The organism is Streptococcus oralis, assembly GCF_022749195.1.
Taxonomy (GTDB): Bacteria; Bacillota; Bacilli; order Lactobacillales; family Streptococcaceae; genus Streptococcus; species Streptococcus oralis_CI.
Map to the genome: position 1 here is coordinate 920,254 of NZ_CP094226.1, position 23,385 is coordinate 943,638.

Genomic DNA, 23,385 nt, shown 5'->3' on the forward strand with positions numbered 1-23,385 from the left:
TTGAATTCGGACGGAGGTCTTCGAAAAAAAGATAGATTTCCTTGTGTGCATCGAACACATGGTCAATCTCCTATTTTTTCATTGCCCTCTTCGTCCTTAATATCTTAGTATAGAATTGGAGAGGTCATGGCTGATGACAAGCTAAGAGCGACTCCTGCGGCTAGAAAGTTAGCGGATGATCTAGGGATCAACCTCTACGACGTTTCTGGCTCAGGTGCAAACGGTCGTGTCCACAAAGAAGACGTGGAAACTTATAAAGACACAAATGTGGTTCGCATTTCGCCACTTGCAAAACGAATTGCCCTCGAACATAACATTGCTTGGCAGGAAATCCAAGGAACTGGCCATCGTGGTAAGATCATGAAGAAGGACGTTTTGGCCTTCCTTCCTGAAAATATCGAAAACGACACCATCAAGTCCCCTGCTCAGATTGAAAAAGTGGAAGAAGTTCCAGACAATATCACTCCTTATGGTGAGATTGAGCGTATTCCAATGACACCAATGCGTAAGGTAATCGCCCAACGTATGGTTGAATCCTACCTAACTGCGCCAACCTTCACACTCAACTATGATGTCGATATGTCAGAAATGTTGGCTCTTCGTAAGAAGGTTCTTGAACCAATCATGGAAGCAACTGGTAAGAAAATTACGGTTACTGATCTTCTTTCACTTGCTGTTGTGAATACATTGATGAAACATCCTTACATCAATGCTTCATTGACAGAAGATGGCAAGACCATTATCACTCATAATTATGTCAACCTTGCTATGGCGGTTGGTATGGATAATGGATTGATGACACCTGTTGTCTATAATGCTGAAAAAATGAGCTTGTCAGAGTTGGTTGTAGCCTTCAAGGATGTTATTGGCCGTACCTTGGATGGTAAATTGGCTCCAAGCGAACTGCAAAATTCAACCTTCACAATCAGTAACTTGGGAATGTTTGGTGTTCAGTCCTTTGGTCCGATTATTAACCAACCCAACTCAGCAATCCTCGGGGTAAGCTCAACAGTCGAGAAACCTGTAGTTGTCAATGGTGAGATTGTTATCCGACCAATCATGAGCCTTGGTTTAACTATTGACCACCGTGTTGTAGATGGTATGGCTGGTGCTAAGTTTATGAAAGACTTGAAAGCCTTGATTGAGAATCCGATCTCAATGTTGGTTTAAGTCAGCTATTGTATTTTAGAGATTTAGATAAAGGAAGTAAGACATGGCCTTAGAAGTAATTATGCCAAAAGCCGGCGTAGATATGACAGAAGGACAAATCGTCCAATGGAATAAGAAAGTCGGAGAATTTGTAAAAGAAGGAGAAATCCTTTTGGAAATCATGACTGACAAAGTCAGTATGGAATTGGAAGCCGAAGAAGATGGATACTTGATTGCCATCCTCAAAGGAGATGGTGAAACTGTCCCTGTAACGGAAGTTATCGGTTACCTTGGGGAAGAAGGGGAAAACATCCCAACAGCTGGAGTAGCAGCACCAGAAGCTAGCCCTGCTCCCGCAGCTAGTGTCTCAAGCGACGACGGCAAGAGCGATGATGCCTTTGATATCGTTGTGATTGGTGGAGGTCCTGCTGGATATGTAGCGGCCATTAAAGCTGCCCAACTTGGCGGTAAGGTTGCCCTTGTTGAGAAATCTGAACTCGGTGGAACTTGCTTGAACCGCGGCTGTATCCCAACTAAGACATACCTTCACAATGCTGAAATCATCGAAAACATCGGTCATGCAGCAAATCGTGGTATCGTCATCGAAAATCCAAACTTCACTGTTGATATGGATAAACTTTTAGAAACTAAATCTAAAGTTGTCAATACCTTGGTAGGTGGTGTTGCGGGTCTTCTTCGTAGCTACGGAGTTACTGTTCATAAGGGTGTTGGTACGATTACTAAGGATAAGAATGTCTTGGTTAATGGTTCTGAATTGCTTGAAACCAAGAAAATTATCCTTGCTGGTGGTTCAAAAGTCAGCAAGATTAACGTCCCTGGTATGGAATCTCCACTTGTGATGACCAGCGATGATATTCTTGAAATGAACGAAGTTCCAGAAAGCCTCGTAATCATCGGTGGTGGAGTTGTCGGTATCGAACTCGGCCAAGCCTTCATGACATTTGGTTCAAAAGTAACTGTTATCGAAATGATGGACCGTATCGTTCCTGCTATGGATGCGGAAGTGTCTAAGAACCTTCGTTTGATCCTTGAGCGCAAAGGTATGACCATCTTAACTGGTACAAAATTGCAAGAAATCATCGAGGAAAATGGTCAACTTCGTATCAAGGTTGAAGGTAAAGACGATATCATTGCAAGCAAAGCCCTTCTTTCAATCGGTCGTGTGCCAGACCTCGAAGGAATTGGCAATGTTGAGTTTGAGTTGGATCGTGGACGTATCAAGGTCAATGAATACATGGAAACTTCTGTTCCAGGTATCTACGCACCAGGTGACATCAACGGTACTAAAATGTTGGCGCACGCGGCCTTCCGCATGGGTGAAGTTGCTGCTGAAAATGCCCTCAAAGGAAACCATGCTGTTGCCAAATTAAACTTAACTCCAGCAGCTATCTACACTCTTCCTGAAGTAGCAGCAGTAGGTTTGACTGAAGAACAAGCTCGTGAGAAATACGATGTAGCCATCGGTAAATTCAACTTTGCTGCGAACGGTCGTGCCATTGCTTCTGATGCAGCTCAAGGTTTCGTTAAAGTCATTGCAGATAAGAAATACGGAGAAATCCTTGGCGTCCATATCATCGGTCCTGCAGCAGCAGAATTGATCAACGAAGCGTCAAGCATCATCGAAATGGAAATTACTGTTGAAGAAATGCTGAAGACTATCCACGGACACCCAACATACTCTGAGGTTATGTACGAAGCATTTGCAGATGTTCTAGGAATGGCCATCCATTCACCTAAGAAAAAATAAATCGATGATAGAATAGACTGGAAGGGAATTTCCAGTCTCTATCGTATAAAGGGATATCATGAAATATATTATCAATCATTCAAACGAAACTGCTTTTAATATCGCCTTGGAAGAATATGCCTTTAAACACTTACTAGATGAGGATCAAATCTTCCTTCTTTGGATTAACAAACCTTCTATCATTGTTGGTCGTCACCAGAATACTATCGAAGAAATCAACCGTGATTATGTTCGCGAAAATGGTATTGAGGTAGTCCGCCGTATCAGTGGTGGCGGAGCTGTTTACCACGATCTAAACAACCTCAACTACACCATCATTTCAAAAGAAGATGAAAACAAGGCCTTCGACTTCAAGAGCTTCTCAACTCCAGTTATCAATACCTTGGCTCAACTTGGTGTTAAAGCCGAATTTACAGGCCGTAATGATCTAGAGATTGATGGCAAAAAATTCTGTGGCAATGCTCAAGCCTATATCAATGGGCGTATCATGCACCATGGTTGCTTGCTCTTTGACGTTGATTTGTCAGTTCTTGCTAACGCCCTCAAGGTTTCAAAGGATAAATTTGAGTCAAAAGGTGTCAAATCCGTCCGTGCCCGTGTAACAAATATTGTCAATGAATTGCCAGAAAAAATCACAGTTGAAGAATTCCGTGATTTGCTCTTGGAATACATGAAAAAAGAGTACCCAGAGATGACTGAATACGTTTTTTCTGAGCAAGAATTGGCTGAAATCAATCGTATCAAGGATACCAAGTTCGGTACTTGGAACTGGAACTACGGTAAATCACCTGAATTTAACGTCCGTCGTGGAACAAAATTCACCAGTGGTAAGGTCGAAGTTTTTGCCAACGTCATTGAATCAAAAATCCAAGATATCAAGATCTATGGGGACTTCTTTGGTATCGAGGACGTTGCAGCTGTAGAAGATGTCCTCCGTGGAGTGAAATACGAACGTGAAGATGTCCTCAAGTCACTAGAAACTATTGACATCACACGCTACTTTGCTGGTATTAGCCGTGAAGAAATCGCTGAAGCAGTAGTGGGGTAAGGAAAAAGAATCCATTTATGATGGATTCTTTTATTAGGGTTAAACTTAATAATCATGCTGATTAGATTATAATAGAGATGAAAAATGAAAAGGAGTTATTCATTAATGTTAGAAATTCCAGTAGAAAGTCTTAATCTATTTGAACAGTTAGACCGCAATGTTGTTGCTTTCTATAGAAATGAAGAAATTTATCAAACTGAAAGTTTAAATATAAGCATCACACAAGAACATTATGATAAGAAATACAAAGAGCTTCAACCTTTAGGATACCAAGCTGTTCAAATACCTTTAGGAATGGCTTTAGATAATGTAATCCAGCAAGCCCATTTTCAAAATCTTATAATTGGCGGTCTTCTCCCCGATGAAATCAAAGTAAACAAAGGGGACTTAATGTCTTTGAAGGACATTGTTGATAGTTTTTGTATTATGTATGCTGCAGCGAATAACCGACTAGAACATAGTAAGGCTTATGAATTTATGAAAGATAAGACAGTGTTCTTTATTGGTAAACTGTTAACTGACGATCTTAAAAATGGTGACGAAATTTCGTATATGGGAATCGAAAGAGAATCAGCTGATGGTACTTCTTATGAAGCAGTAAAATGTTTTCTAACTAAAGAGAGTGCTGAGCAGTACAATGATTCAAAAAAACCAGTAAGCCCAGCAAATCTAGCCTATCTGCAAGCCTTTTGGGGTAAACCAGTAATTATAGAGCCTCACCGTAACTACTGGATTGAGTTTAAATAAATAAAAAACGAAAGATAAAGGAATTGGTCTTTCGTTTTTTAGCAATAGTTGCTTTACATAATTTATAATATGTAACAATCATAAACTATCTAAAGCATTCTTTTGTTCATCATTGACGATATGGGTATAGAGGTCAGTGACTTGTGTACTGGCATGTCCTAGCTGATGGCTGACCAAAACTTGCGATTTAGTAGCATCATAGAGCCTAGTCGCCAGGGTATGGCGTAGTTTGTGTGGAGTTACACGGACTTTGAAGTCCTCAGAGTACTTAGCAACCATCTTTTCAACACTAGAAGCATCAATACGATTGGGAACGCCTCGATATAAGGTCAAAAAGAGAGCTGTATCTGTCTTTTCCGTCTTATAGCGTTGATTTCGAATGGCTAGATAATTCTCTAGGTAAGGCTTAGCAAAAGCAGCGACATTGACAGAATCACGTTTCCCCCCTTTTCGAGTGACATCGATCACCATCATTTTGAGATTGAGGTCTCTTAGATCTAGATTAACAGCTTCAGATAAGCGGACACCAGACGCTAGGAGAAGGGCAATAATGGCCAAATCACGTTCTTTGTTCTTATTAAATGATGAGAGAGCGCGATTTGAGAGCTGTTGTGGGTACTCCTGATCGATATAAGTTAGAAAACCTTCTGTTTCATCACCTAGAAAGAGTTTTTGCTTGATGTTTTCAGCTCTAGCAGCAAGTGTTTCTTTCTTTTTCTTGGTTGAAACTTTCTTCATTACATTACGATAGAAATAGGGTTCTCCCAGGTCGTTTTCAACCTCCTCTGTTAGATACTTGTAAAGACTAGAAAGTGCTGATAAGGTCCGATTGATGGTCGTCTGAGATACACCTTGCTTGGTTGTATTAGCATTCAGCAATGGACGTTCACGTAGATATAGGATAAAAGCTTCCATATCTTTCTTAGACATATTTTCCAAGACAGATAAAGGAATATCAGACATTTTATCAGCATTTGAAATTCCAGACTCTAAAACCCAGCTGAAAAATCGATCGTATTCCTTGAGATATTCGTACAAGGTTGTAAAACTGTAGGGCACAGCAAGCTTGGATTGGTAGTATTCCAGAACATACCAGGGCATGATTTGTTTTAGTTTGTCGATTCGTTCCAGTAAAATCTCACGTTTCATGTATTTTCTCCATAATTAAGTCTACTAGTAGTATAGCATAGACTCATATATTTTTCAAGAAAATTATAGTTTTTCGGAAAGACGTTATAGGTGTTTGATGGATTCTAGAAAAAACAAGGACCTGGTTCCACAATCATAAGAAACAGGTCTTTTGTGTGTATGTAATCCGGCAATATGTTTATATTTCAATTTCTCTAAAATATTGCAATTGCCATTTTTGTGTTGCTCGAGCTGTTGTATTTAAATTTGAGCACCAAGGAGGATAAAATCGCATAGACATTTTTCCATTGCTATCTTTTGTCGACAGAATGTTTTTACGAATAGCCACCTCGTTTGGAATAATGAATAGTCCCCTCTTATCATTATCGATGATAACGATTATAAGTTCATTTCCTAAGTCCTCATTGGTATAAGGAATGTTCTTGTTATTTTGGTCTTTTTTCCAAAAAACTGTAAAATATCCTTCTTTTTTTGGTGTTCTTTTTGCCAAGCGGCATCTTTTATACCCTTGCTCTTCCTTTATATTGATAAGAATACCTTCATATTTTTCATTGTATTTTTCTTCAATGAAATCAAAATCACCATAAAAATTATATAAAACATCGAGTATTTTCATTATGATGTATGTCCTCCTTAGCAAATAACTTTTCCAAAGAATAATACTGTTTCCAACAAAATCAGCTACCGACTATGCACACCTTTTTTATGTATTACTATATAGCAGGATACCAAGATGATGAAGATTTTAAGCAGGTAGGTTTCGGATCGATTAGTGTCTATGGTTAGCTGAGACAAGACATTAATGATCGAATGTGTCATAACGCAAATCCAGAGATTCTTTGTTTTGTTATAAAGAGCTGAGAGTATGAAAGAATTCGTCAGCAATCCAAATAAAAACGGTAGAATTTGCAGTGTTGCTAGGGAACCATCTATGTAAAAGAACAACAGATGCCAAAGCGCCCAGCTGAAAAAGGTTAAGATTGTTGAGTAAAAATATGGCAACTTTTCTTGTAAAATTGGTTGAAAAACATATCGCCATCCAATCTCTTCTATACCACCAAAGACAATAAATTTGAAGAACATCAAAAATGGGAGATACCAGCTAAATTCTATTATTTTTCCACCAAACATTAGAAAAGAAAAATCAAGGATAATAAGGAAAAAAGATAATAAATAGTGTTTATAACTGGTATGAATGTTAAAAAAAACGTTTACAATCTTCTTAAAATGAATATGAAAATAGTGATTTGCAACAATTGTTCCCCAAAGAGCTGAAGAAATGCCACCTAGAAAGATTCCTAAAATAGTTAATAGATTGGACTGAACAGAAAAATGATTCAAGAGAAAGAAAAGGAGACAAACTGATACTAACTGGCTAAATGTGCCTAGCAAATATACTGCAATTGCCTTATTTCTTTTCATAGAGAATCCTTTCAATGATATTTTACGTAAAATAAATTATGTAAACAGAACTCATAACAACAAATCTTTGACTTTTCCAATTTCACTTTTTGGAATCACCAGGTGAATCATATCACCCAGATACATTCTAGTTGAGCCATTAACCGTTTGGCTTTTGCCATTATGGACTTTGGTAGTGATGAGGACATTGTGTGGTAGGTTGAGTTCATGAACCTGTTTTCCAGCGATTTTATCTGATACAGGGATTTCAATGAGGGTGACTTCTCCTTCATCTGTCGCTTCTTCTGGCAACATTTTTTCCAGCATAGCCTCATAGACTGGAGCACCCTTGAGCAGATCCATGACAATGTAGGCGACTAAGGTCACTAAGCCAAGTGGCATGAGGTTGCGAATGTCCCCAACCATCTCAGTAACAAGTATCATAGCGGTTAAGGGAGCCTTGGAAATTGCACCAAAGTAGCCACTCATTCCTAAAATGACAAATATAGGAAACTGCTCCTGACTAACAAGCCCAAGATTGACACAAATGACACCGACTAGGGCACCAAGTAAGGAACCAAGCGCCAAAATGGGTAGGAAAATTCCTCCTGGGAGACCACTTCCATAACTAATCATGCTCCAAACAAAGCGAATCAAAAAGTAAGCTAATAGAACTTGAAAACTAAAATTTTGCTCAGTTAGGGAAAGAACAAGCTGATTTCCACCACCAAGAATTTGAGGTAAGAAAATTCCGACTGGGATGATGAGGATAAAGGCTAGGATTGGGTAATAAGCTTTATCTAAATGGATTCTTTGACCAATCCAGTCATAAATTCGACCGACATTGAGTACAGCCTTCTCATAGAGAAAACCAGAAAGTCCCAGAAAAACTCCCATAAGGAGGTAAATCCAATATTGATCCAGCGTCATGAGAGGGATGTTGTCTGGCATATCCAGTACGGGTGTTAGGCCAAATATAAGTAGTGAGACAAAGTTTGCTACGATGCTGGCTGCTAGAGTTGAGATCCAGAAAAAGCGTGAAAAATGGTGATAGACTTCTTCTACAACAAAGAGGAGACCTGCAATTGGTGCATTAAAGGCAGCTGCTAAACCTGCAGCAGCTCCACTGGCAATCAGGGAACGTTCCTCTACTGGGCTAGATTTGAGCCACTTGGCTATACCTTTACCACCAACTGCTCCAAGTTGAATACTTGGCCCTTCTCGACCTAGCATAAGGCCACTGGCAATAGCAAGAATACCTAATACATATTTCTTCCAGAGGACACTCCACCAGTTAAGAGTCATGAGTCCCTTTAGTTCGGCTTCGACTTGAGGAATTCCTGAACCCTTGATATCTTTTTCTGACCGAGTTAGTTTCGCACTGAGCCAGCAAACGATTACATAAAATAGACCAATGATAAAAAGATTGCGCACTAGGTGCGCTTGATCTTGATAGAGTCCTTGTATCAGGTGGAAGCCCTTTTCGATTAAGAAACGAAAGGATCCGACGATGAGACCAACGACGATACCAACAATGATTCCTCGTCCAACTTGGGATAATATGGTGCTTGAGGCAAAGGCAAATTCTTTCTTGGATCGGAGTATTTCTGACTGTTCCTCCATAATCATTTCCTCTTACTTATCTTTCTTAGTTGAAACTAGTGTTTTGACTGGTTCAAAACTGGTTCGGTGAATTGGGCTGACACCTAGTTTTTCAAGCCCTTCTAGATGTTTAGCTGTTCCATAACCTGCATTAGCTGTAAAATCATAGCCAGGATATTGCTGATCGTATTCCTTCATCAATTCATCCCGTGTCACCTTGGCCACTATAGATGCAGCTGCGATGGAGAGGGAGTTGGCATCTCCTTTGATAATGGCTGTTTGGTAAATAGACAAATCCAGTTTCATGGCATCAATCAAGAGGTGCTCAGGTTGCGGACTGAGCTGGGAGATTGCTTCCTTCATGGCTAGTTTGGTAGCTTCATAGATATTGACTTGGTCGATGACCTGATTATCCATGATACCAATCCCGATTGACAAGGCTTGGTCTTGAACGGCTTGATAAATTTCCAGATGTTTCTTTTTAGGGATTTTTTTGCTATCGTTGAGGCCTTTAATCTTACAATTTTTGGGCAAGATAACGGCTGCAGCGACTACAGGTCCAGCCAGAGGACCACGGCCGACCTCATCAACACCTGCTATTAAGGTCAATTCTTGCTTGTAAAGCTCTTTTTCATAGGAAAGCATGGATTCCAGACGAAGATCCTCATCCAGTTCAGCCTGAATGGCTTTTTTACGTTTGTTGATTTCCTTTTGAACTCCAGAACGAGGATCCTTTTCCAGTTCAAGAAAAAGGGGATTGTCTAATTCTTTGACAGTGGCAAGAAGTTCTTTGATTTCTTTAATCGTCGTCATCGATGTCGTCCAATGTATCTAAGGTGTAGTTACCGAGTTTTCCATCACGGACTTCCTTGACGAAGAGGCTGTAAAAGCGGTCGTAATCATCTCGGAAACCGAGAGCACGGGTCATATCCATGATGATAACAGGTGCTTCTTCTTCTATCTTCATTTGTTTGAAGCGTTCAGCTAGCTTTTCTGGATAATGTTTTTTGAAATAATTGAGACCAAAAATGGTCACTTCATCCATTGGGAGTAGTTGATCTTTAATTGCTCCAGTCAAGGCTAGTTTCAAAGCAACGGTTTCGTCTTCAAATTTAGGCCAGAGAATCCCTGGTGTGTCTAAAATTTCAAGGTCTTTGTTGGTTTTGAGCCACTGTTGCCCCTTGGTAACACCTGGTTTATTGCCAACAACCGCAATCTTTTTCCCAGCCAAACGGTTCATGAGAGTTGACTTACCAGCATTTGGAATTCCGATAATCATGGTCCGCAAGGTTTCGATCTTGATACCGCGTTCTTTCTGGCGTGCAATCTTATCAGCCATGAGTTTTTTAGCTGCATCTGTCACAACTTTTACAGTTACTTGCTCTTTGGAATTGATAGCCAGAGTTTGGATTCCCTGTGATTCAAAATACTGACGCCATTCTTTGGTCATTGCAGGATCAGCCAGATCCGCCTTATTTAAAATCAAAAGTTTAGGTTTATCACCCACAATCTTGGTTAACATAGGATTTTGACTAGATAAAGGTAGTCGAGCATCCACCAAAATTGTCACAAAATCAACAAACTTAAGATTCTCCTGAACTTGCCGCCGAGCCTTAGACATGTGACCCGGAAACCATTGAATAGTAGCCATAATATTTTCCCCTTCCGACTAAAAAAAACGTAGTAAAAACGTTTTCTTTCTTACTACCTATTCTATCATAAATGAGGAACTTTTGCACAGGCTTTGACCACAATAAATGACAAATAGTATGGGTGCGAAACATCCTTGATACCAGTAAGGATTGACTTGACTTTTTTTGATGATAGGTATATACTTAGTGTATACATTTTTCTGGAGGTAGAGCGATGAATACAGTAAAGACTCGGAAGGTAGGGAATTCTCTCACTGTGACTATTCCTAAAAATTTGGGGATGGCAGAAGGTCAAGAAATGGTTGTCTACAAAGGGATTGACGGAGTCATTGTTTTAGCTCCAAAACTGAAAGATCCTTTTGATGGGGTTACTGATTTGAGAATGACAAACGATTTTGAAGGGGTAAGGTCACTTGATAGCGAAATCTGACTATATTCCTGAAAAGCAGGATATCATTTGGTTGGACTTTGATCCATCAGTCGGTCGGGAAATCCAGAAACGGCGACCTGCCTTGGTAGTTTCTAGGAGAGAATATGCCTTGCAAACTGGGTTTGTGGCTGTCTGTCCCATCACTCATGGCCAACAACGTTTGGCAGAAAAAGGCTTGCTCGTTCCTGTCTCGTCGGACAAGGTAGATGGCGCTGTCAATCCATTTCAACTCTATACCTTCGATTTTCGGATGCGTAATGCTCAAAAAATAACAAAAATGGACACGCAGTGTTTTCAGAAAGTCGTCCAACTTTACCAGTACATATTTGGTGATACTTAAATCCTACCATGCATAGACAAGGTAGGATTTTTTCTATATGAGAAACCTATCTAAAAACGGATGAAGACAATTGAGGAGAATCCCTCTAGTCCAGCTTTCTTGTGCAGATGATAGATGTTCTGCCTGAAGGCATTCTTTTAGAAAATCGCGGACTTGTTCGGGTTCAATTTCAAACTCAAAGGCTTTCATCTTGTAGAAAAAGTCGATGAGATGTTCAGATAAGTATTCATCTGAAAAGTGTACTTCTCCACTTTTTCGAAATTCTAATAAGAGTCGAGAAAATCTAGCTTTTTCATCAGGTAAATCCCGAAAATAAGAATTAAGAAGCCAAGTCTGCTTCTGCTTTCGTTCAATAGGATCTTGATTTGCAATTCGCTGATCCTTTTCCAGCTCCTTTTGGTTTTGCTTATCCTTGATAGCCCGTTCGTCTCTATTCTTACCAAAGAGGATTTTCTCCCACTTTCGTTCTTCTTGGGTCAAGGTTTCTGTAAAGCCAAAGTAATCTTGATAGGCTCGTTCTGCAGGTCCCATGGCAAGAATGAGGTTGTCAGCGTATTGCTTGGCAATTTTATCTCTTTTCTTGCGTTCTTTCTCCGCTTGAATCCGTAAATGCTGCTCGTAGTTAATTTTCTCCTTGCCTAGTTTGACAAGGTAGAGTTGATCATCGGTCTTACCAAGTAGAAAAGGTTTGATACACTTTTCCAGCACTTCTTCCATACGAGCCTTCTTCTTTGGCTCTGCCTTGGTCCAACTTCCGCCTTGAAAGACCTCTAGGAAGAGCTGATAGTCTCTCTCAGGTGCGAATTGATTGCCACGATTGGCTTTGAAAACACCTTTCTCCCAAAACCATTTTAGAAGTCGTTCGTCAAAATCGCTTTTATTGACCTTGATTTTTTCCTTTTTCTGAGCTTTTCTGGTTAGGTTTTCAACTTTTCTGAGTAGTTTTTCCTCCTCTTCTAGTTGCTGATCGAGGCTAATACGATGAAAATGGCGAACACAGTCGCTTCCTATAGGAAAGAGACGTTGGCCTGTAACTCCGTTAAAGAGTTCGTAGGCGTATTTTATGGCATTCCCGCAGACACAATTACTACGGCCAATGCCATTAAAAATCAAGGAAACTTCATTCCATTCCTTGGTAGCTTGATCCCAAGTATCGGCTTTTGAAGCCTGTAAAACCGCATCGTGCAGGGATTTTCTAACTGGAAGTGTCACGAGGTCTCCTTTCTAATACTCAATGAAAATCAAATAGCAAACTAGGAAGCTAGCCGCAGGTTGCTCAAAGCACTGCTTTGAGGTTGTAGATAAGACTGACGAAGTCAGCTCAAAACATGGTTTTGAGGTTGTGGATAGAACTGACGAAGTCAGTCACCTATATACGGCAAGGTGAAGCTGACGTGGTTTGAATTTGATTTTCGAAGAGTATAAATTATACTTTTACAACTTGAACCTCATCTTTACCTAGTATAATCAAGTATTTTTCTATGTTTTCAATTGAATAGGCACGAGATAAAGCCTCTCCGTATAGGGCTAACTGACTACGATAGCGGTCTATGAGTTGACTTGGTTGATCGTAACGGTCTGTCTTGTAGTCGAAAAGAACGATACGATCCTCATAAAGCAGATAGCCGTCCAAGATCCCACGGACAACGAAGTCTTCCTGACTCTTTTGGTCTCGTTTAAGCATGGAGAAAGGTTGCTCGCGGTAGAGAAGGTCGGTATTAGCGAGAATTTCCTGACCAAGTGCTGTATCAAAGAATGCGAGAATTTTAGAAAGATTGATCTTGTCTCTTACAGCTGGACTAGTCTGAACTTGTTTGAGAGTCTCTGTCAAGCTAGCAAGTGTTGGTTGCTGACTAAGGTCAATTCTCTGCATGAGTTCATGAGTGGCACTACCAACCTCAGCTCCAGTTACCTTTTCTTTAGTTGAAAAATCAGGTAAATCAAAGCTGATTTTCTTCTCAGTTGATTGAGTTTGGTTAGTAACTTCTACCCCTTCCATATCCATAACCGGTTCGTAGAATTTCTTGATTTGGCTTGGGGTTTGAACACTTGGTAGTTCAATGGCTGCGCGGTGAAGAGTATTATAAACTTCCACCTCTTTCAGCATTTCCAGAGCTTCTTTGATGGTCTCTGACTGACGGTTGCTTGATTGAGAGCTATCTTGTAGAGGACTCTTGTTTTCCAACTCTCCGATAGCTTCTCTAGTCAACTGGTCTTCACCAATAAAACGATAGCTAAAGTTGAGATTGTCCTTGGCAAATACTTTACTGATAGCCCAGATCCAATCTTGGAAATTTCTTGCTTGCAGTCTGGTATTGCCATCTAATTTTCCATTGTTTGCTGCTGGGTATTCCTTGGCTTCTAGCTTTTCACGAGACCCCTTACCGACAAGATAAAGTTTTCTCTCCGCCCTCGTCATGGCAACATACAGCAGACGCATCTGCTCTGAATAGCTAGCCAGTTGCAATTCTTCTTCATTCTGGGTATAGGTAAGGCTGGGAATGGAGAGTTTGATGGTTTTAGGATAGTGTGCTTCCACTGCTCCTGTATCCACTTTGGCAATGTATTTGACACCAAGCCCATTTTGACGACTGAGAATAACTTCTGACATTGAGTCTTGCTTGTTGAAGTCCTGATCCATGTTGAGGATAAAGACATAAGGAAACTCCAGTCCTTTGCTCTTGTGAATGGTCATGAGTTCCACGGCATCTTTAAGTGGAGCGACAGCTACGCTTGCGAGGTCATGCTGAGCCTCTAAAACTTGGTCAATCATACGGATAAAACGAGACAAGCCCTTGAAATTGCTCTTTTCAAACTGATCAGCTCGCAGAGCTAGGGCATAGAGATTAGCCTGTCTAGCAGGTCCGTTCGGCAAAGCCCCAACATAGTCATAATAAAAACGGTCGTTGTAAATCTTCCAAATCAAGTCATAGAGAGAGTGGGTTTTGGCATACAAGCGCCAAGAATCCAAGATATCCATGAATTGATTTAATTTTTCAGCTAGGTCCTTGTGAATTAACTCTTTCTGATCAGTTACCTGTCTTTGAGCATTAACTAGTTTCTCATAAAGATTCTCTTGTACTTTATCTTCTGCTTTCTGAAGAGATAAACGCGCCAACTCGTCCTCATCGAAACTAAACATAGGAGACTTCATAAGGGCAACCAAGGCGTAGTCTTGCAGGGGATTGTGGATGACACGAAGGGTGTCCAACATGACTTGTACTTCTAAGGATTGGAGGTAGTTGTTTTGCTCACCGTCGGTTTTGACAGGTATCCCGTACTCAGACAGGGCAAGTAGAATCTGGTCATTACGACTGCGACTGGAAGTCAGAAGGGCAATTTCTTTGAAGGCCACACCTTTTTCTTGATGTAGCTTTAAGATTTCCTTGATGACAAGGCGCATTTCCCCAGTGAGTTTCGTGTCTTCATCACTTTCTTCTTTCTCTTGCCCACTATCGCCCTTATCGTAGAGGAGAAATTCTGCCTTGTTGTCTGGATTAGGAGTCAGTTTGGTATTGGCAAAAACAAGCTGGTGCATGCTGTCATAGTTGATTTCACCGACCTCTTGGTCCATAAGGCGTCCAAAAACATCATTGGTTGCTGACAGCACTTCTGAACTACTACGGAAATTTTCCTTGAGCAAAATCAGCTTTCCTTCTTGAGGATTTTGCGCATAGCGTTGAAATTTTTCATTGAAAATCTGCGGGTCTGCCTGACGGAAACGGTAGATGGACTGCTTGATATCTCCCACCATAAAGCGATTGTGACCATTCGACAGCAATTCCAGCATTCGTTCTTGAATGTGGTTAGTATCCTGATACTCATCGACCATGACTTCATGGAATCGTTCCTGATAAGCCTCACGAACTTGTGGGAAATTCTCTAAAATCTCAATGGTGTAATGACTGATATCAGCGAATTCAAAGGCATTTTCCTGACGTTTACGTTCACGATAAGCTTCCACAAAATCGCTCATAAAGTTTTGGAAAGTTTTAGCTAGATCCCAGGTGTCTACATGATAACGCTCTTGATAGTCGAGAATGGTTATCTGGTCTGCTAGTTGTCCTAGTTTAGCAAACTGGGTCTTTCTCTCTTCGTTGTAGGCATCAGCCAGTGGCTTTAAATCAGCCTTTCGACTAGAGTTAGCTAGAGCTCGACCATTCTTTTCTTTCGATATTGCGACAATACGCGCAAGCACTGCTCGATAAGCCTGGCTATCGGACTCTTGATTTAAGGAGCTAATTTCATCCAGAACCAGCTGCACATTTTCTAAATAGGCAGCTTTTGGAAACTCCTTGGCATCGTTATCCAGATGATAACGGAAGAAACTTTCCAAGTCCCAAAGCGCCTGCTTGATTTGCTCAATTAGTTTCTCTTTTTCATTTGCAAAGTCAGCTTTTTCAAACCCTTTGAGAAAAGACTCGTTCAACCATTTTTGTGGACTGCTGGTGGATTGGAGGAAATCATAGATTTTGAAGACTTGCTGGCGCAGACCACGTTCATCCTTGCCTCGTCCAGCAAAGTTTTTCACTAAACGACTAAAGTTCTCTTTATTTTCACCTTGGTAATGCTCTTCAAACACCTGATGAAAAACTTCGTTTTTTAAGAGTAACTGTTCGCTTTCATTTTGCAAAATACGGAAGTTCGGTGCGATATCAATCAAATAGCCATGTTTGCCAAGGAATTTTTGTGTGAAGGAGTCCATGGTTCCGATGGCAGCGTTTGGTAGGTCTGCCAACTGGCGTCCCAAGTGTTGTTTGAGATCAACATCATCGGTTTCTTGGATTTGTTGGCTGATTTTCTTCTCCAAACGTTCCTTAAGTTCGCTAGCAGCCTTAACGGTAAAGGTCGAGATAAAGAGTTGAGAAATTTCGACACCACGCGCTAACTGATCCAGAATGCGTTCTGCCATGACAAAGGTTTTCCCTGAACCAGCAGACGCTGATACTAGGATGTTTTGCCCAGCAGTATAAATGGCTTGGATTTGCTCGGCAGTTTTCTTCTGTTCCTTGCTTGAACTCGCTTCTGCTTCTTGCAGTTTTTGAATTTCTTCCTCAGTTAAAAAAGAAATGGGCTTCATCGATTCAACTCCTCTCTCATTTTTTCAAACCAAGCTTGCTTGAGTTTTTCTCCGACCAGACGCTTGCCGTCAGCTACTTCTAACTTTTCTAGGAAACGGGCTTGTCCCAAGTGGTAATTGGCTTCAAAACCTGTAATGGCTTGATGTTGCTGAACGTACGGGGCAATGCTTCTGCCATTTTCGGTATAGGGATTGATGGCGAACTGGCCTTCTAGAATCTTTTCAGCAGCCTTCTTGTACAGATGGGCATTATAGTCTAGTAAGAGCTGGAATTCCTCGTCTGTCAGCTGGTTAGCCTTGTTTTTGTTGTAAAATTCGCCCAAGTGACTGCTTTCTTTCTCTAAAAAGAGTCCCTGGTATTTCATTGATTTGCTGGCTTCTACTACTGCTCCTGCCAGACTTTTAACAGCTAATAAAGATTGGACGGGTTCAGCCATTTCTAAGTACATAGCACCGAAAAAGTTCTGCTCCCCTTCTCTTTTTAGGGCAGCAAGATAGGTAGGCAGTTGGGAATTAAGCCCATTGAAGAAATGAGGAAACTGGAACTGGGTCAAACTAGACTTGTAGTCTACCACTCCCAGTGCTCCATCAGCTTTCAAACGGTCAATACGGTCAACCTTGCCACGCACATGGACACTCCGACCATTATCCAATTGAATAAAGGCCTGATCTTTACCACCAAATGTTGCTTCCTCTTGAATGGTTTCGATAGCTGGATTATGACGTAGGATGTGGCCCGTAGTTCGCGCGACATCAAGTAGAACTTCCTTGATAAATTGGGCTTCCAAACTTTCTTGATAAATAGCTTCAAATTCGCGTTCTTGGCTGGTTTCCTTGATAGCTTGCTCCAAACGCTGGTCAAACGGATTTTCAGCAGGTAGTTTCAAGGCACGTTCAAAAATACGATGCAAGAAATTCCCATGACTGCGAGCATCTGGACGCAGGCGAAATTCTTCCTGCAAACCTAAGACATAACGGAGGAAATAACTGTATTCATTGCGGTAAAATTCTGTCAAACCAGAAGTAGACAGGTAAAACTCCTTGTCAGCAGGGTAGAGAGCCTGCAAGGTCTCTTTCTCTAATGGCTTGCTGCTTGGACTAGTTGGGAGTGCAGGATTTGTAAGACCTTTTTGATCTAGTTTTTTCCCCATGACACGAGCCAAAACCTTGACAAAGGTGACATCTTTTTCATTTTCACTTGAACCTGCCTGCTGGTGATAGGCAACCAGACTAGACAAAAGACTGTGATAAGAACCCATATCATCCTTAGACAGACTTTTTTGATGAATCTTCTTCTCTATTCGGCTAAATCCAAAACTCACCAGTTCCTGAAGATAGGCCGATTCCTTGCTCTCATTTTCATTGAGGAGACTTGGAGCTGACAACACCAACTGCTTACGAGCAGCATTGACTAAAGAAAGCATGGTATAGCGATTTTTCTTGAGATTTTCGCTACTTGCAATCAGTAATTGCACTCCCTCCTCAGTTGCTTGGTTTAGGCTTTGTCGTTCTTCATCTGTCAAAAGACTGGTGTTTTGCGCAATTTTTGGCAAATGATCCTGAGTCAGACCGATGGCATAGACAAAGTCAGCGGTCATAGGTGCAATCAGATCGTAACTCTGCACCAGAACGGTGTCCACTGTTGCTGGTATTGTGCGATACTGAGACAAACTCATCCCAGAATGAAGCAAGGCCAGGAAGTCCTCCAGGCTAACTTGTGAACCAGCAAAAACCGTCGCAAATTGTTCTAAAACATGGCAGAAGGCTTTCCAAACTTCGGCTTGTCTTTCCTGTTCTAGAGTTTCCATAGTAGCTGTCAAGTCTTGCATCTGCTTGCTTAAAGCAGCATTTTTTAGAAAAGTATTCCACTTTTGCAAGAGATTTTCAGCCTTTTGCTTCCGACTGGCAAATAAGGTTTCAAGTGGCGCCAAAACGCGCAGACGAAGAGCATTTAAACGCTCTAAATCAAATTTTCCATGATGGGATTTGGTAAAGTTCTGCTGAAAAGCTGGCAAGCCATTGATGCCAAGATAGCGGAGATATTGCTCAAAATCATCAATATCAGCCTGACTAAGGTCGGTATATAGACCAGTTCTGAGGAGATTAATCAAATCCTCCTGACGGAAACGGTAACGTTTTAAACGTAAAATAGACTCCACATACTGAGTCAGAGGATGATGGGCCATGGATTCACTTCTACCAAGATAGAAAGGAATCTGGTACTGGTCAAAAATAGTTTTCAGCGATAGCTGGTAAGATGCCACATCACCCAGCAAAATACGGAAATTCTTGTAACTCAGTTCTGGATGGTCATGTAATTTCTGACGAATGCTACGGGCTACTAATTCCAGCTCTTCTTTTTGCGTCAAACAAGACCAGATTTGCAGATTTTCACGGTCCTTCTCATCAACATCTAAAGCGAGTTCTGAAAAGTCATAAGAAGACTCCAGCAAATGAGAGGCCTTGTCAAAACTATCCATTTTTTCATGAGTCTGAGAACGATCCTGAGCAGGTGTTTGGTATTTTGCCCCCAAATGATGAAGAAATTCCACACTGGCTTGGTAGAGATTCCCTTCAGAGAACGGACTGATATAGGCTTTCTTGCTTGCATAGGCCCCAATAACAATCTCGGCACCTTTTTGATGAAGTAGATCCACTACACGCTCTTCCTCGGCAGAAAAACGAGTAAATCCATCAATAACCAAGGCAATCTGACTGAAATCACTGCTTACCTTGTCATTCTCAATAGCCTCAATCAAATGGGACAACTGACTTCCCTGAGCCAACTGGCTTTGATTGAGATAAGCAGTCACTTTCTCAAAAATCAAGAGTAAGTCTGCCCGCTTGTCCTCATCCGTCAAACTTTCCAAGTCCAAAAAGCTCATCTGAGCAGTCGTCATCTCGTGATAAAGTTCCATCAACTGCTGGATAAATTGAGGATCCTGCTTAATCGCACCATAAACTCGCAATTCTTTAGGATCAAGTTCCGCAAGGCACTTATAAAAAGCCATCCCAAGCCCGATGTCATCTAGACTAGTTTTAGTCGGCAAATCATTCAAGACCAGGTAACGAGCCATTTGAGCAAAGCGCGTGACGGTAATCGCAAAAGAAGCCTGCTGGGACAAGCATTCCAGCACGGCGCGTTCCTTTTCAAATGAAAGAGAGTTGGGTGCGATGTAGAAAACACGCTTGCCAGCAGCAACTAGCTCTTCTGCCTCTCTCGTTAAAATTTCAGTCAAAGAAGTCCGAATATCAGTATACAGTAATTTCATCTCAGCCTCGTTTGGTTTATCAAAGTTTCTTACTCTATTATAGCAAAGTTCGCTTCACAGTCCAAATCCAAAATTCTAGTTGACAATCATTTAATTTGCAAATCAATCATGCTTCATCATCCACTTTCATATGCTGAAAGATATAGAGGAAAAAGTCTTTGGAAACTTCAAAATGTCCATAACGAAGTCGAGAAGTATAGTCTTTCCATTCAGGATGTTGTCTGGCTATTTCTATGGAACAATCTTTGACTGGTTGATAATACTCGACATTTCGTCTAAAGGGAAAGAATCCTTCAAACTGCTCTACTTGATAGGCTTTGTCATCTATGATTTTACCTACGGCCACAAAAGCCTGTAACTTATCTTGACTGTTCATATCGTATTTGGGACTATAGTATAAAAAGTAGTCACCTTTTTTCATACGATTTAAGGGGCCGCTCTTTCCATGACAGACCTGACAAAAATTTCCTTCAACTCCTCTTAAAACATGGTTCTTCGAAACAACTCCGACCCAATATCTAGGCATTTTTATCCTCCAACTCTACTAACAAACGATTAAAAACTTCTCTATCGTTAGAAAGTTTTTCAAAAAATTTTTCATCAACCCCTTCTACTAAGGGTAAAGCTTGATTGACCTTTTCCGCGCCAGACTTCGTCACTGAGACAAGTTTTGCCCGACTATCCTTTGGATGTTGATCACGTCTAATGTAGTCCTTCTTCTCCAGTAGCCTAACAATCTGGGAAACCGTCATGACATCCATTCCAGTGAACCGAGCAATATCAACTTGCGTTACATATTCCTCTCTATTAGACAGAAACAAGAGCGAGGTTAAAACGATAAATTGAGGCAAAGTGAGTCCAACTGATTTCAAGACTCTTTTTAAGTTGCTTTCCCACTTGTTGTAGACTTTGATGAAAAGAAGACCTGTAGACTCTGTTTCATCATTTTTGTAAATTGAATTAAAGTGATACTTTGACATTATTTCTCCTTAAATATTAAGTATACATATTATATAAGATTTTATTTTCTTTTTCAAGGAAAGGAAAGCCGAATTTTACTATTCTGCCAGACATTTCATAGTCTATATGCTATAATAAAAGCAAAACACCTAGAAAAGGAAGTCTTATGATTAAACTACTTGCCTTGGATATGGACGGAACCCTCCTTAATGAAGCCAAGGAAATCCCGCAAGCCCACATCAGTGCCATTCACCAAGCCATTGAAAAAGGTGTCAAACTGGTTCTCTGTACAGGTCGCCCGCTTTTCGGTGTTCTTCCTTACTACAAAAAACTGGGACTGGACCTTCAGAATGAGTATGTCATCGTAAATAACGGTTGTTCAACCCATCAGACCAGTGACTGGAGTCTAGTTGACTGGCAAGAACTTAGTCCAGCTGACATTGAATACCTCTATGACCTAGCAGAAAAAAGCGACGTTCAGTTGACTCTTTTTGATGAGAAACATTATTTTGTCCTCGGTGGCAAGCCTAATGAAATTGTTCAGAATGATGCCAAACTTGTTTTTTCAGACCTGACTGAAATTTCACTAGAGGAAGCGACTAGTGGCAAGTATCGGATGTTCCAAGGCATGTTTTTGGGCACCAAAGAGCAAACAGACGATTTTGAGCATCGGTTTTCTGAGGAACTCTGTCAACGATTTAGCGGTGTTCGTTCGCAGCCTGTCATTTATGAAGCCATGCCACTTGGAACGACAAAGGCTACTGCTCTTTCTCGACTAGCAGCGATTTTGAAGATCGAGCCCTCAGAGATTATGGCCATGGGCGATGCCAATAACGATATCGAAATGCTTCAGTTTGCAGGACTTGGCATTGCAATGGGAAATGCCAGTGACCATGTCAAATTCCTTGCTAATGACGTTACAGCCAGCAATGAAGAAGAAGGCGTTGCACGCGCCATTGAGAAGTATATTTTATAAAAAAGAAAAGCAAATAGACAGAAATTACTGTTATTTGCTTTTTTGTTACTTAACCAAATAGGCAATCAAGGCTATAATCCATAAATGAGCTGGGTAGAAAATATAAAAGAAATATTTACTCCAACTGGTTTCCGTTCCTCGCTGTCCATTATACAAGGCCATAAAAGGAAAGACGGTGACAAAGAGCCAGTCAGAATTGAAAAGCATCATTTCCAGTGTTTGGTGCCAAGTGTCGTAAATTTGGATGGAAGTCACTAACAAGAAGGCCCACAGAAAAGCATAGAGGAGATTTCGCAAGCCCTTGCGATTTCGACAAGAGTAACTAATCAAGAGAAATGGTAGCATGGTGATACCACCCTCAGTAAAAAGACAACCGAAAATCAAGAGACCAGCAAGCCCAATCCGACGCCACAACTTCTCTTTTTTATCCAGCTCTTTTCTGGGAAAACCAATCCAAAGCATGGTGACACCGATGGCCAAAGTAAAGAAAATATTATTATTGACCATTACTCCTTTGGATGCAAATAGGGCATTGAGAAGGCTATTTCCAGCAAACATGATAAGCGCCCAACTCCAAAGGCGGATGAGATAGTCTCTCAGGTTTCGAGTATGGATGAAGCCTTCCATAGCCATATAGGCAAACCAAACTCCCACACAACGGGTCAAGGCGTGAAAGATACCTTCCCACAAAGGAGAAACGATTCCGGTAATATGCGGAATATGGTCTAGAACCATTACTGCCGCCATCAGATACTTCAACTGCGTTGCATTCCATTTTTTCATAATAAACCTCTTTCTTTTTGATCTACATAGAGTATAGCATACATTTCTACGTATAATCGTACACCCATCTTACATTTAAAAAGCCTATCTTACATTTTTGTAAGACAGGAGTGAATATCAAAAATTTATTATGAAAGTTACCTTCTAGTCGGTAATACGTTGGTACATTTCTGGTCTTCTATCACGAAACAGTCCCCAGTTGAGGCGCTCGCTTGCTCCCTTATCAAGGTCATAAGTGGCTAACAGAACAGCTTCTCCTTGTCTTTCAGCTCTCTCTAGAATAGCTCCTGTTTCATCCGTTATAAAGGAGGAACCGTAGAAGTCAAGACTGGAACTCTGTCCACCATTTTCCTCACTAGGAGTGACTTCTTCCAAACCATAGCGGTTGGCTGCAATGACTGGAACAATATTTGCTGCCGCGTGCCCTTGCATAGTACGTTGCCAATGACCACAACTATCCGTATCTAAGATAGGCTCTGAACCAATGGCTGTTGGATAAAAGAGCAATTCAGCACCATTCAGAGCAAGACAGCGGGCTGTTTCAGGGAACCATTGATCCCAACAGATGCCAATCCCAATCTTAGCGTAGCGAGTATCCCAGACCTTGAAACCAGTGTTACCAGGCGTAAAATAAAACTTTTCTTGATAATAATGATCATCTGGTATGTGGGTCTTCCGATAGACGCCAAGCACTTCTCCATCAGCATCAATGACGGCGATTGAGTTGTACAAGACATTGCCATCTTTTTCATAGAAACTGATCGGTAAAACAACTTTTAGTTCCTTAGCAATCACCTTAAAATGCTGAATGGCTGTATTTTCTGTCACCGACTGAGAATACTGGTAATAGTCATACTGACGTTCTTGACAGAAATAGGGACGTTCAAACAACTCGGGCAAGAGAATAATTTGTGCGCCTTGTTCTGCAGCCTGACGTACTAAACGCTCTGCGGTTTGGATATTTGTTGCTACATCCTTGGCGCATTGCATCTGGATCGCTGCAACTCTAACATTTCTCATCATTTTCT

20 protein-coding genes are annotated in these 23,385 nt (G+C 41.0%); 7 read left to right on the forward strand and 13 right to left on the reverse strand.

Annotation, left to right across the window (positions count from 1 at the left end):
- Positions 1-126 precede the first annotated feature (126 nt).
- From MP387_RS04505 to MP387_RS04520, 4 genes are all read left to right on the forward strand, one after another.
- Positions 127-1,170, forward strand: a complete 1,044-nt coding sequence (locus MP387_RS04505) for a dihydrolipoamide acetyltransferase (protein ID WP_242747997.1) — start codon at positions 127-129, stop codon at positions 1,168-1,170.
- A 43-nt stretch (positions 1,171-1,213) separates the two neighbouring features.
- On the forward strand, positions 1,214-2,917 hold the full coding sequence (gene lpdA / locus MP387_RS04510; protein WP_242747999.1) for a dihydrolipoyl dehydrogenase: 1,704 nt from the start codon (positions 1,214-1,216) through the stop codon (positions 2,915-2,917).
- Positions 2,918-2,975: 58 nt separating this feature from the next.
- Positions 2,976-3,965: a lipoate--protein ligase gene (lplA, locus tag MP387_RS04515; RefSeq protein WP_084859917.1), complete on the forward strand. Its 990-nt coding sequence runs from the start codon at positions 2,976-2,978 to the stop codon at positions 3,963-3,965.
- Between the two features lie 105 nt (positions 3,966-4,070).
- Positions 4,071-4,712 carry a hypothetical protein gene (locus MP387_RS04520; protein ID WP_070800460.1) on the forward strand — a complete coding sequence of 214 codons (642 nt, stop codon included), beginning with the start codon at positions 4,071-4,073 and terminating at the stop codon, positions 4,710-4,712.
- A 78-nt stretch (positions 4,713-4,790) separates the two neighbouring features.
- On the opposite strand, the gene xerS is transcribed toward MP387_RS04520, so the two are convergent.
- The 6 genes from xerS to ylqF all read right to left on the reverse strand — a co-directional run bounded on the left by xerS (position 4,791) and on the right by ylqF (position 10,515).
- A complete protein-coding gene (gene xerS, locus MP387_RS04525) occupies positions 4,791-5,861 on the reverse strand; it encodes a tyrosine recombinase XerS (protein WP_000817856.1) in 1,071 nt (356 codons plus the stop codon).
- Between the two features lie 178 nt (positions 5,862-6,039).
- The gene (locus tag MP387_RS04530) at positions 6,040-6,477 is read right to left on the reverse strand and encodes a MepB family protein (RefSeq protein WP_025170981.1); all 438 of its coding nucleotides are present in this window, start codon (positions 6,475-6,477) and stop codon (positions 6,040-6,042) included.
- A gap of 65 nt (positions 6,478-6,542) precedes the next feature.
- Positions 6,543-7,283 carry a CPBP family intramembrane glutamic endopeptidase gene (locus tag MP387_RS04535; RefSeq protein WP_242748001.1) on the reverse strand — a complete coding sequence of 247 codons (741 nt, stop codon included), beginning with the start codon at positions 7,281-7,283 and terminating at the stop codon, positions 6,543-6,545.
- A gap of 51 nt (positions 7,284-7,334) precedes the next feature.
- A complete protein-coding gene (locus tag MP387_RS04540) occupies positions 7,335-8,885 on the reverse strand; it encodes a ClC family H(+)/Cl(-) exchange transporter (RefSeq protein WP_242748003.1) in 1,551 nt (516 codons plus the stop codon).
- Between the two features lie 12 nt (positions 8,886-8,897).
- Positions 8,898-9,677: a ribonuclease HII gene (locus MP387_RS04545; RefSeq protein ID WP_242748005.1), complete on the reverse strand. Its 780-nt coding sequence runs from the start codon at positions 9,675-9,677 to the stop codon at positions 8,898-8,900.
- Positions 9,664-10,515 (reverse strand): ribosome biogenesis GTPase YlqF, encoded by an 852-nt coding sequence (gene ylqF, locus MP387_RS04550; RefSeq protein ID WP_000201310.1) that lies wholly within the window; start codon positions 10,513-10,515, stop codon positions 9,664-9,666. Before ylqF ends, MP387_RS04545 begins: the two co-directional genes overlap by 14 nt.
- 215 nt (positions 10,516-10,730) lie before the next feature.
- Here ylqF and mazE point away from each other — a divergent pair, with 215 nt between their 5' ends.
- Positions 10,731-10,946: a type II toxin-antitoxin system PemI/MazE family antitoxin gene (mazE, locus tag MP387_RS04555; RefSeq protein ID WP_242748007.1), complete on the forward strand. Its 216-nt coding sequence runs from the start codon at positions 10,731-10,733 to the stop codon at positions 10,944-10,946.
- Positions 10,930-11,286, forward strand: coding sequence for a type II toxin-antitoxin system PemK/MazF family toxin (locus tag MP387_RS04560; protein WP_000560797.1), 357 nt, complete (start codon positions 10,930-10,932; stop codon positions 11,284-11,286). Before mazE ends, MP387_RS04560 begins: the two co-directional genes overlap by 17 nt.
- A gap of 33 nt (positions 11,287-11,319) precedes the next feature.
- Here MP387_RS04560 and MP387_RS04565 read toward each other — a convergent pair whose 3' ends face one another.
- The 5 genes from MP387_RS04565 to MP387_RS04585 all read right to left on the reverse strand — a co-directional run bounded on the left by MP387_RS04565 (position 11,320) and on the right by MP387_RS04585 (position 20,618).
- Positions 11,320-12,498 (reverse strand): hypothetical protein, encoded by a 1,179-nt coding sequence (locus MP387_RS04565; protein WP_242748009.1) that lies wholly within the window; start codon positions 12,496-12,498, stop codon positions 11,320-11,322.
- Between the two features lie 214 nt (positions 12,499-12,712).
- Positions 12,713-16,366, reverse strand: a complete 3,654-nt coding sequence (gene addA / locus MP387_RS04570) for a helicase-exonuclease AddAB subunit AddA (protein WP_242748011.1) — start codon at positions 16,364-16,366, stop codon at positions 12,713-12,715.
- A complete protein-coding gene (rexB, locus tag MP387_RS04575; protein ID WP_242748013.1) occupies positions 16,363-19,638 on the reverse strand; it encodes an ATP-dependent nuclease subunit B in 3,276 nt (1,091 codons plus the stop codon). The genes addA and rexB overlap by 4 nt, the downstream gene beginning before the upstream one ends.
- A 106-nt stretch (positions 19,639-19,744) precedes the next feature.
- A complete protein-coding gene (locus MP387_RS04580; protein ID WP_242745355.1) occupies positions 19,745-20,164 on the reverse strand; it encodes an EVE domain-containing protein in 420 nt (139 codons plus the stop codon).
- Positions 20,157-20,618 carry a MarR family winged helix-turn-helix transcriptional regulator gene (locus MP387_RS04585; RefSeq protein WP_242745357.1) on the reverse strand — a complete coding sequence of 154 codons (462 nt, stop codon included), beginning with the start codon at positions 20,616-20,618 and terminating at the stop codon, positions 20,157-20,159. The genes MP387_RS04580 and MP387_RS04585 overlap by 8 nt, the downstream gene beginning before the upstream one ends.
- 146 nt (positions 20,619-20,764) lie before the next feature.
- Between MP387_RS04585 and MP387_RS04590 the strand changes: the two genes are divergently transcribed.
- The gene (locus MP387_RS04590; RefSeq protein WP_061427356.1) at positions 20,765-21,574 is read left to right on the forward strand and encodes a Cof-type HAD-IIB family hydrolase; all 810 of its coding nucleotides are present in this window, start codon (positions 20,765-20,767) and stop codon (positions 21,572-21,574) included.
- Between the two features lie 45 nt (positions 21,575-21,619).
- On the opposite strand, the gene MP387_RS04595 is transcribed toward MP387_RS04590, so the two are convergent.
- Together MP387_RS04595 and aguB are read right to left on the reverse strand one after the other, a co-directional pair.
- On the reverse strand, positions 21,620-22,357 hold the full coding sequence (locus MP387_RS04595) for a TraX family protein (protein ID WP_242745359.1): 738 nt from the start codon (positions 22,355-22,357) through the stop codon (positions 21,620-21,622).
- Positions 22,358-22,501: 144 nt separating this feature from the next.
- Positions 22,502-23,377, reverse strand: coding sequence for an N-carbamoylputrescine amidase (aguB, locus tag MP387_RS04600; RefSeq protein WP_242745361.1), 876 nt, complete (start codon positions 23,375-23,377; stop codon positions 22,502-22,504).
- Between the last annotated feature and the right edge of the window lie 8 nt (positions 23,378-23,385).

Coding starts and splice junctions, on each gene's coding strand:
- MP387_RS04585 (WP_242745357.1), bottom strand. CDS start 20,618: ATGTCAAAGTATCACTTTAATTCAATTTACAAAAATGATGAAACAGAG.
- aguB (WP_242745361.1), bottom strand. CDS start 23,377: ATGAGAAATGTTAGAGTTGCAGCGATCCAGATGCAATGCGCCAAGGAT.
- mazE (WP_242748007.1), top strand. CDS start 10,731: ATGAATACAGTAAAGACTCGGAAGGTAGGGAATTCTCTCACTGTGACT.
- MP387_RS04545 (WP_242748005.1), bottom strand. CDS start 9,677: ATGACGACGATTAAAGAAATCAAAGAACTTCTTGCCACTGTCAAAGAA.
- addA (WP_242748011.1), bottom strand. CDS start 16,366: ATGAAGCCCATTTCTTTTTTAACTGAGGAAGAAATTCAAAAACTGCAA.
- MP387_RS04595 (WP_242745359.1), bottom strand. CDS start 22,357: ATGAAAAAATGGAATGCAACGCAGTTGAAGTATCTGATGGCGGCAGTA.
- MP387_RS04590 (WP_061427356.1), top strand. CDS start 20,765: ATGATTAAACTACTTGCCTTGGATATGGACGGAACCCTCCTTAATGAA.
- xerS (WP_000817856.1), bottom strand. CDS start 5,861: ATGAAACGTGAGATTTTACTGGAACGAATCGACAAACTAAAACAAATC.
- MP387_RS04540 (WP_242748003.1), bottom strand. CDS start 8,885: ATGGAGGAACAGTCAGAAATACTCCGATCCAAGAAAGAATTTGCCTTT.
- MP387_RS04535 (WP_242748001.1), bottom strand. CDS start 7,283: ATGAAAAGAAATAAGGCAATTGCAGTATATTTGCTAGGCACATTTAGC.
- MP387_RS04530 (WP_025170981.1), bottom strand. CDS start 6,477: ATGAAAATACTCGATGTTTTATATAATTTTTATGGTGATTTTGATTTC.
- ylqF (WP_000201310.1), bottom strand. CDS start 10,515: ATGGCTACTATTCAATGGTTTCCGGGTCACATGTCTAAGGCTCGGCGG.
- MP387_RS04505 (WP_242747997.1), top strand. CDS start 127: ATGGCTGATGACAAGCTAAGAGCGACTCCTGCGGCTAGAAAGTTAGCG.
- lplA (WP_084859917.1), top strand. CDS start 2,976: ATGAAATATATTATCAATCATTCAAACGAAACTGCTTTTAATATCGCC.
- MP387_RS04520 (WP_070800460.1), top strand. CDS start 4,071: ATGTTAGAAATTCCAGTAGAAAGTCTTAATCTATTTGAACAGTTAGAC.
- lpdA (WP_242747999.1), top strand. CDS start 1,214: ATGGCCTTAGAAGTAATTATGCCAAAAGCCGGCGTAGATATGACAGAA.
- MP387_RS04580 (WP_242745355.1), bottom strand. CDS start 20,164: ATGCCTAGATATTGGGTCGGAGTTGTTTCGAAGAACCATGTTTTAAGA.
- rexB (WP_242748013.1), bottom strand. CDS start 19,638: ATGAAATTACTGTATACTGATATTCGGACTTCTTTGACTGAAATTTTA.